This window comes from Mesorhizobium sp. M7A.F.Ca.CA.002.09.1.1 (assembly GCF_003998555.1).
In the GTDB taxonomy this organism is placed as follows: domain Bacteria; phylum Pseudomonadota; class Alphaproteobacteria; order Rhizobiales; family Rhizobiaceae; genus Mesorhizobium; species Mesorhizobium ciceri.
In genome coordinates this window covers 1-7,622 of record NZ_RZRR01000184.1, presented here as the reverse complement: position 1 = coordinate 7,622, position 7,622 = coordinate 1, and the positions used below count along the sequence as shown (strand labels likewise).

The following is a 7,622-nucleotide window of genomic DNA, read 5'->3' as shown; positions in this document are numbered from 1 at the left end:
CAGCGGCTGGTCGTGCGGCACAACCGAGATGAAATTCTTCGCCTGGTCGGCGCCAGGTCGGCAAAAGGTGAAAAAGTGATAGGCGCCGACGGCGAGACCGGCGGCGCGGGCCTCTTCCAGATTCTTCGCGAAGGCATCGTCGACATGATCGCCGCCTTCGGTCGCCTTGATGACTGCGAAGGCGACATCGTCGGCGGCGACACGCGGCCAGTCGATCCGGCCCTGATGATGGGAAACGTCGATGCCCCTGAGCGGATATTTGTCGCGGTCCGGCGAGAATGCCTTGAAATAGATGTAGCCGCCTGCTGCGACGAAACATACCAAGACCAGACTGGCCAGACCAAAGAGAACAATTCGGTTCTTCAAGCGAATGGCCCCAGCCTACCCACGCTCTTTTAACAGCCGGCCCTTCTCGCGCGACCAATCGCGCTGCTTCTCGCTCTCGCGCTTGTCGTGCAGTTTCTTGCCGCGGCCGACAGCGAGCAGCAGCTTGGCGCGGCCCTGGTCGTTGAAATAGATTTTCAGCGGCACAAGCGTCATGCCTTCGCGGTCGACGCTTTGCGACAGTTTCGCCATTTCGCGCTTGTTGAGCAGCAGCTTGCGGCGCCGCCTGGGCTCGTGGTTGAAGCGGTTGGCCTGCAGATATTCCGGCAGATAGGAATTGATCAGCCAGATCTCGCCGCCTTCGACCGAGGCGTAGCTGTCCTGGATGTTGGCCTGGCCCTGGCGCAGCGACTTGACCTCGGTGCCGGTCAGCACCAGACCGGCCTCGACCGTGTCGAGCACCTCATAGGAAAACCGCGCCTTGCGGTTTTCCGAAACGGTCTTGTTGTTGGGATCGGCTTTTCTGACTTGATTCATGATGCGGAGAGGTGGCGCCTCATCCCTAATTAATCAAGCCGGCGTGCTTCATAGCCGCATCGATCTTGTCGGCAGTCGACTGTTCGATCGTCACCAACGGCGAGCGCAGCACGTTTTCGACCTTGCCTAGCTTCGACAGCGCGTATTTGGCGCCGGAAACGCCAGGCTCGATGAAGATCGCCTTGTGCAGCGGCAGCAGGCGATCCTGCAGATCCAGCGCCTTGGCGCTGTCGCCGGCAAGCGTTGCCTCCTGGAATTCGGCGCACAGCCGCGGCGCGACGTTCGACGTCACCGAAATACAGCCGACGCCGCCATGCGCGTTGAATCCAAGCGCCGAAGCATCTTCGCCCGAAAGCTGGATGAAATCCTTGCCGCACGTGGCACGCTGCTCGGAAACCCGTTCGACCTTGCCGGTGGCATCCTTGACACCGACGATGTTCTTGAAGTCGTGCACGAGCCGGCCCATCGTGTCCGGCATCATGTCGATGACCGAGCGCGGCGGGATGTTGTAGATGATGATCGGCAGCTTGGTCGCCCTGGCGACCGCCGCGAAGTGCTCATACAGGCCGCGCTGCGTCGGCCTGTTATAATAAGGCGTGACGACCAGGGCGGCATCGGCGCCGGCCTTCTCGGCATACTGCACGAGCCCGACGGCTTCCTCGGTGTTGTTGGAACCAGCGCCGGCGACGACCGGAACTCGTCCCTTGGCCACCTCGATGCATACCTTGACGACCTGGCGGTGCTCGTCATGCGACAGTGTCGGCGACTCGCCGGTGGTGCCGACCGGCACCAGGCCCGTCGTGCCCTCCGCGAGTTGCCATTCGACGAATGCGCGAAAGGCTTTCTCGTCGAAACGCCCGCTCTTTTCGAACGGTGTCACGAGCGCAGTAAGCGAGCCTCTCAGCATATCGTCCAACTCCTTGGCACTTCTGGTGTTTTGTGTCGGTGTTTGTGGTCGCGCCTTCTAACCGAAAGCGAAGCGGCGCACCATAGTCTCGACATGGTTGCGCGGCAAGCATTGCCATGGTGCCAGCAAGCGCAATTCGAACGGCCTCGCTAACTCTTTGTTTACGGGCTCTTCACGACCTAAGTTTAGGCTTCGAGGCATCTTCGCCAGCTTGTGGAATGCCAGGACAAGGAAAGATTTAGGGATCATGCCGGGCGGTCGGCCTCACCTTCTCGCGCTGCTTGGCGCCGCGCTCGCGCTGATGCCGGGCATGGCGATCAGCGGCAGCGTGGACGCACGGGTCACCTCAGCCATTCCGATTCCAGGCGCGGCAATTGCGCTGCCAGACCTGCAGGACAGAACGCGACAGGCGCCCTTGCCCGACGTCGCCCCTCTGAAAAGCGGACTGGATGCGTTGGCGCGGGGTGATAGTCTCCGCGCTCGTGGCGTGCGCGATGCCCTTCCGGCGCAGTCGCTCGACCAGCATATCCTTGCCTGGGCGATCGCGCTTTATGGCGGCGACAAGGTTCCGAGCGACGATATCACTGCTGCGGCCAAGATGCTGCCCAACTGGCCGGGGACCGTAGCCCTGCGCAAGAACAGCGAGCGCGCGCTCTATCGAGAGAACCCTGCCCCCGACATCGTCATCAGGGCGTTCGATGGCAGCCAGCCGCAGACATTCGAAGGCGTGATGGTTCTCGCCCGCGCCTATGTGGCGTCCAGCAATACCAAGGCGGCGCGTTCCGTGCTGTCGCCCTTCTGGCGCACCGCGATCCTGGAGGCCAAGGACGAGGCGGCGCTGATCAAGGAATTCGGCAGCCTGATCCCGGCCGCGGACCACCGCTTTCGCATGGAGCGCATGTTCTATGCCGACCGCGCGAATTCCGCGCTGCGCGTCGCCGGCCTCGCCGGCGCCCAGCAGCTCGCCGATGCATGGGCGGCGGCCGACAAAGGCGACAAGAACGCGCCCAAGCTGCTGAAGGCCGTGCCGGCAATGCAACGTTCGGCCGGCTACTTCTTCGCGCAGGCCGAATATTTGCGCAAGCAGGAGGATTTTGCCGGCGCTGCAGCCATTGTGATGCAGGCACCGACCGATCGCGAAGCTCTGGTCGATCCGGATGCCTGGTGGGTCGAGCGCCGGGTGCTGTCGCGTGAACTGGTCGACCAGGGCGACATGAAGGCCGCGTACAAGATCGTCGCTACACACGCTGCCGAAAGTGCCACCAATGCGGCCGACGCCGAATTCCATGCCGGCTGGTACGCGTTGCGCGGCCTGAACGACCCCAAGCTTGCCGCAACGCATTTCGCTCGCATCGCCGACCTTGCCCAAGGGCCGATGACGCTGTCGCGCGCGTATTACTGGCTCGGCCGTGCCGCCGAAGTCGGCGGCCCGGGCAACGCCAAGGATTATTTTGCGCGCGCCGCTGCCTACGGCACGACATTCTACGGCCAGCTTGCCGCCGAACGTGTCGGCCGGCAGGCGCTCAACATCGTCTATCCCTCGCCAAGCGCAGCCGACCGGCAGAACTTTGCCGGCCGCGAGGCCGTCAGCGCCATCAAGCGGCTGCAGGAGGCGGGCTACGACCGCTATGCCGAGACGCTCTATCGCGACCTTGCCGGGCAGTTGACCAGTCCAGGCGAACTGGCGCTGCTCGCTGTCCTTGCCGAAAAGCAAGGGAACCATTTCATGGCGCTGAAAATCGGCAAGATCGCCGGGGCGCGCGGCATTGATGTCGGCGCATTGTCGCATCCGCTCGGCGTCATTCCCGATTCGGCCGACATTTCCGGCTCAGGCAAGGCGCTGGCCTATGCGATCGCCCGCCAGGAAAGCGAATTCAACATCGGCGCCGTGTCGAGCGCCGGCGCGCGCGGGCTGCTGCAGCTGATGCCGGGAACCGCAAGGCAATTGGCGAAGAAGGCCGGGCTGCAGTTTTCGCAAACACGGCTGACCACCGATGCCGGCTACAACGCGACGCTTGGTTCGGCCTTCCTCGGCGAACAGCCCGACCGCTTCAACGGCTCCTACGTGCTGACCTTCGCCGGCTACAATGCCGGCCCCAACCGGGCCAGGCAGTGGGTGGGCAGATATGGCGACCCGCGCGGCAAGGACATCGACGCGGTCGTCGACTGGATCGAGCGGATTCCCTACACGGAAACAAGAAGTTACGTTCAGCGAGTGATGGAGAATTACGAGGTCTACAAGATGCGTATTTCCGGCGAATACGACATTGTCGGGGATCTGGTGAACGGGCGGAGTTGAGCCTTTCTGTCCTTCTCCACTTGTGGGAGAAGGCAAGAGCGCCTTTTATTGACCATCCCTGCCCTCGCCTGTAGCTGTCCAGATTGATACAGCGAGGTCGCACATTCCGATGGCAAGCGAGCAGCTTTTTTCCGACTTCTTCTACAGCGCACCGGACGGGTTAAAACTCCATGCGCGCGTCTATGGCGAGGCCAATTCCGGACCCTGGCCGGTTGTCTGCCTGCCTGGCCTGACCCGCAATGCCAGGGATTTTCACGAGCTGGCGCTCTATCTGTCGACGCATGCGGCAACTCCACGAAAGGTCATCGCCTTCGACTACCGCGGGCGCGGGCAGTCAGCTTATGATCCCGACGTCAAAAATTACAATGTCGGCGTGGAGGCCGGCGACATTCTCGCCGGGCTGGCGGCGCTGAACATCGGAGAAGCGGCCTTCATCGGCACCTCGCGCGGGGGATTGATCATCCATGTGCTCGGGACGATGCGGCCATCCGTCCTGAAAGCCATTGTTTTCAACGACATCGGACCGATGATCGAGACGGCCGGACTTGCCCATATCCAGTCTTATCTCGAGCGCGACCCGGCACCGAAAACCCGCACACAGGCGGCGGCCGCCCAGCGCAGCGTGCATGGCGAAGACTTCTCCGCTCTTGCCGGCGCCGATTGGGATCGGATGGTATGGGCTCTCTACCGCGAAACGGATGGTGGGCTGGTGCCGGATTTCGATCCGAAGCTGGTGGATACCGTTGCCAGTCTCGATCTGACGCAGAAGCTGCCTGACCTATGGCCGCAATTCGAGGCGTTGGCCGCGATTCCTCTGCTCACCATACGGGGCGTTAATTCGAGATTGCTGTCCACAGACACGCTCAAGCAGATGAGAGAGCGCCATTCCATGATGGAGACGATCACCGTCGAGGGTCAGGGCCATGCGCCGTTCCTCGAGACCGGCAGCCTACCGGGCGACATAGGCGCTTTTCTCGATCAGGCCGAGCGGAAGAATATCCTGAAGTAAATCCCATGACCGAACAAGGTCACGGGATAGCTATGATAGTATAGGCAAGTTTCTTCAGCCTACTTGGCTTTTGAACTTTTCCGAGTCGCTTTCGGCGACTCCTTAGCGGCGGCGGCTGCCCCGTCCCTCTTTTTCCGCTCTGCCGTCGGCGACGAAGGCGTCGTCACGGGCGAAGAAAACATGGGGCCTTCAGCGCAATTGCCGCCCGGCTGAGTCGATCGAGGCGTTTCCAGCACGATGACACAGCCATCGAGATCGTTGGTGGCCAGATGCGCGTAGCGCATCGTCATCGACAGCGTTTGGTGGCCGAGCCACATCTGCACGCGCCTGATGTCGATGCCGCCCTGGACAAGACGCGAGGCGCAGGTATGGCGCAATATGTGCGGCACCACCTGATCGTCGGCGCCGAGGCCGACTTCGGCCTTCGCGTCGTTCCAGATGGCACGGAACTGTGCCTGGCTGAGCTTGGTGAACGGTCCTTTGGGCCGACGACCCTCGGTGGGAGGCAGCTTGATGACCTCCTTGACCCGCTCGGTCATCGGAATGGTGCGGCTGCGGCCGGATTTGGTGATCCAGAAGGAGACGCGATGCTCCTGGATATCGTTCCAGATCAGCCCAAGCGCCTCGCCGAGACGGCATCCGGTGTCGACCAGGAAAACGGAAAGCCTGTAGGCATCCTCGCTGCGGCTCTTGATGGCGGCGAACAGGCGCGCCTCTTCGTCCCTTTCGAGGAAGCGAATCCGACCCGCCCGCTCCTTCTGGCGGCGGAACTCGGGCAGGCTGTGGATATCTCCCATCTTGTGAGCCTTGCGCAGCAGTTTGCTGAGGGCAGCCATCTTTCGATTGATGGTTGCGTTGCTGTTGCCGCGCTGGCGCAGGGTGCCGATAAGGTTGTCCAGGGTACTTTGGTCAAAGGCGCTGAAACGCTCACCAAGGAGAATCTCGTCTATTTCGCCGATGAACGAGCTGACATTATACTTATGCCGCCCATCATCCCATAATATGTCCCGATATGCTGAAAAAAGATCTCCGACCCGATGCGATTTTACTTCTCTAATCTTGTTGTAGGTGTATCGAATCTTCGGACTTTGAGAAGAAAACATCGAAAAATGATCAGAGGACTCGCCCTCTTGAATCGCTTCGTTCGTCATCATTTGCCACACCCCCGAGTGGGATAGGTCAGCCCTACCCGCTTGGAAGCGTCCTTTCAAGAGATTTTAATCACGCAGTTGTGATTTCATCCGCCCATCAGCGGATCCCACGAAACCACCCCACGGATTTATTCAGCTACCGTTACCCCCATCCTTCCGTTTGCCTTGATCCAGTCACGAAACAAAAACAGCCCGGGCGTTTGCGCGCCCGGGCTGGATTTCACCTGTAAGGAACCAGCCCTTAGAACGAGCGCTGGAAGCGGAGGATACCGCCGATGTTGCTCTTCTTGTCGGCATGGGTCCAGTTGGACACGGTGTCGTTGCCGACATTAAGGTAATCGACTTCGGCCGTAACCGTGAAGCCAGGAACCACGTCGTAGGCGATGTTCGCCGCGATGCCGAGGTTCTTGCCCTCGTCATATGACACCTGAGCGTTGAACGAGGTCTTCTCGTTGAACTTGTAGGTGCCACCGCCCCACAGTGCCCAATTGCCGCTCCACTGCTTGTACATGCCGCGACCACCAGCAGGGAAATTCAAGCTTGCGTCGGTGTAGTTGTCGTCGGTGCCGTAACCGCCCATGATGAACAGCGTCAGCTCGTTCGTCGCGTTCACGTCCAAGCGAACCTTGGTGGCGACTTCTTCGTAGTTGCTGTCATACGAAACAACGCCGGTGATTGCACCCCAGCCCTGCGTCCACTTCACACCGCCGACGACATGCGGAACATAGCTGTCGATCGTGTAGGCGCCATAGCCTTCTTCGAGTGAAACCACAGCCGAGAAGCCGTTGCCAGCATCGAAGTAATACTGGATGACGTTGGTGTCGAAGCCGCCATAGGGAACCAGCGTATCCTGGATGACGTTGCCGGCGTAGCCGACGAACGTATCGAAGGCCGATTCGTCCTTACCGACGCGCAGGCCACCGAGCTGGATCCAGGCGAAGTTCAGCGAAACAGGCTCGTTGCCAGCAGCATTGATGAACGGGCTCGTATCGCGTTGGGTGTTGCTGAAATTGAAGCGGGTCTCGGTGTAGGTCTTCAAGGTGCCGAGTTCGGTTTCCTGACCGGTCCAGGTCTTCAGCGTGAAGCGGGCTCTCTTGCGCCAGGTGTCGTTGCTCTCACCGATGTCCTGATGATCTGCGCTTCTTGCACCATCGAACGAGCCGACGTCGCCGCCACCGATGTCATAACGGATATAGCCGCCGATGCGCAGGCAGGTCTCGGTGCCGGGGATGTAGAAGTAGCCAGCGCCGTAGACGTCGCAAATCTTGACGTATTCAGCGGGTTCCGGCTCGGCGACGACGACGGCGTCGGCGGCGCGCGCACCGGAAACTGCGATCAGGGCCGCAGCGGAGCCGAGGAGAAGGCTCTTAATGTTCATTTTCTGACCTCCAGTCA

Annotated in this window: 7 protein-coding genes; 2 read left to right on the top strand and 5 right to left on the bottom strand. The window is 60.9% G+C overall.

Annotated elements, in window-relative coordinates:
- From EN994_RS10910 to dapA, 3 genes are all read right to left on the bottom strand, one after another.
- The coding region (locus EN994_RS10910) for a GH25 family lysozyme (protein WP_281060142.1) at nt 1-366 on the bottom strand (366 nt) is incomplete at its 3' end.
- Between the two features lie 15 nt (nt 367-381).
- Nucleotides 382-861: an SsrA-binding protein SmpB gene (gene smpB / locus EN994_RS10905; protein WP_013532594.1), complete on the bottom strand. Its 480-nt coding sequence runs from the start codon at nt 859-861 to the stop codon at nt 382-384.
- Between the two features lie 25 nt (nt 862-886).
- The gene (gene dapA / locus EN994_RS10900) at nt 887-1,768 is read right to left on the bottom strand and encodes a 4-hydroxy-tetrahydrodipicolinate synthase (protein WP_013532595.1); all 882 of its coding nucleotides are present in this window, start codon (nt 1,766-1,768) and stop codon (nt 887-889) included.
- Between the two features lie 247 nt (nt 1,769-2,015).
- Here dapA and EN994_RS10895 point away from each other — a divergent pair, with 247 nt between their 5' ends.
- The gene (locus EN994_RS10895; RefSeq protein WP_127307530.1) at nt 2,016-4,067 is read left to right on the top strand and encodes a lytic transglycosylase domain-containing protein; all 2,052 of its coding nucleotides are present in this window, start codon (nt 2,016-2,018) and stop codon (nt 4,065-4,067) included.
- Between the two features lie 109 nt (nt 4,068-4,176).
- Complete coding sequence (locus tag EN994_RS10890) at nt 4,177-5,076, top strand: alpha/beta hydrolase (protein ID WP_013532597.1); 900 nt, start codon at nt 4,177-4,179, stop codon at nt 5,074-5,076.
- A gap of 59 nt (nt 5,077-5,135) precedes the next feature.
- Here EN994_RS10890 and EN994_RS10885 read toward each other — a convergent pair whose 3' ends face one another.
- Both EN994_RS10885 and EN994_RS10880 read right to left on the bottom strand, forming a co-directional pair.
- A complete protein-coding gene (locus tag EN994_RS10885; RefSeq protein ID WP_013532598.1) occupies nt 5,136-6,230 on the bottom strand; it encodes a site-specific integrase in 1,095 nt (364 codons plus the stop codon).
- A gap of 238 nt (nt 6,231-6,468) precedes the next feature.
- The gene (locus EN994_RS10880; RefSeq protein WP_013532599.1) at nt 6,469-7,605 is read right to left on the bottom strand and encodes a porin; all 1,137 of its coding nucleotides are present in this window, start codon (nt 7,603-7,605) and stop codon (nt 6,469-6,471) included.
- Nucleotides 7,606-7,622 lie beyond the last annotated feature (17 nt).

Excerpts from the sequence above, each read along its gene's own strand:
- EN994_RS10885 (WP_013532598.1), bottom strand. The coding sequence starts at position 6,230 with ATGATGACGAACGAAGCGATTCAAGAGGGCGAGTCCTCTGATCATTTT.
- EN994_RS10895 (WP_127307530.1), top strand. The coding sequence starts at position 2,016 with ATGCCGGGCGGTCGGCCTCACCTTCTCGCGCTGCTTGGCGCCGCGCTC.
- smpB (WP_013532594.1), bottom strand. The coding sequence starts at position 861 with ATGAATCAAGTCAGAAAAGCCGATCCCAACAACAAGACCGTTTCGGAA.
- EN994_RS10880 (WP_013532599.1), bottom strand. The coding sequence starts at position 7,605 with ATGAACATTAAGAGCCTTCTCCTCGGCTCCGCTGCGGCCCTGATCGCA.
- EN994_RS10890 (WP_013532597.1), top strand. The coding sequence starts at position 4,177 with ATGGCAAGCGAGCAGCTTTTTTCCGACTTCTTCTACAGCGCACCGGAC.
- dapA (WP_013532595.1), bottom strand. The coding sequence starts at position 1,768 with ATGCTGAGAGGCTCGCTTACTGCGCTCGTGACACCGTTCGAAAAGAGC.